Genomic DNA, 589 nt, shown 5'->3' with positions numbered 1-589 from the left:
CGCGGAGATGCCCGGGAGTGGTGTCATGGCGGCGCCGGGTTTGGTGGCGGTGACGCCCGGTAGGGGGGAGATCATGATGGCGCCGGTTTCGGTTTGCCACCAGGTGTCCACGATGGGGGTGGTGCTCGCGCCCACGACGTCTCGGTACCAGCGCCAGGCTTCGGGGTTGATGGGTTCTCCGACCGAGCCCAGGACGCGCAGGGTGGTGAGGTTGTGGGAGTCGGGGATCTCGCGGCCCCATTTCATGAAGGTGCGGATGAGGGTGGGGGCGGTGTAGTAGATGGTGACGCCGTATTTTTCGATGATCTGCCAGTGGCGGTGTTCGTCGGGGTAGTTGGGGGTGCCTTCGTAGAGGACTTGGGTGGCGCGGTTGGCCAGGGGTCCGTAGACGATGTAGGAGTGTCCGGTGACCCAGCCGATGTCGGCGGTGCACCAGTAGATGTCGTGTGCGGGGGTGTGGTCGAAGACGTAGTGGTGGGTGTAGGAGGTTTGGGTGAGGTATCCGCCGGTGGTGTGCAGGATGCCTTTGGGTTTTCCGGTGGTGCCGGAGGTGTAGAGGATGAACAGGGGGTGTTCGGCGTCGAAGGCC

1 protein-coding gene is annotated in these 589 nt (G+C 64.3%); it reads right to left on the bottom strand.

All coding sequences use genetic code 11. The annotated features are described in order from the left end of the window. Positions 1–589, bottom strand: a 589-nt coding sequence (locus tag NJ1_RS37705; RefSeq protein ID WP_157574664.1) for an AMP-binding protein, incomplete at both ends; no start/stop codon positions are given.

Origin of the sequence: Nocardia jejuensis NBRC 103114 (genome assembly GCF_001613145.1) — a bacterium.
In the GTDB taxonomy this organism is placed as follows: Bacteria; Actinomycetota; Actinomycetes; order Mycobacteriales; family Mycobacteriaceae; genus Nocardia; species Nocardia jejuensis.
This window is presented reverse-complemented; position numbering and strand designations above follow the sequence as displayed.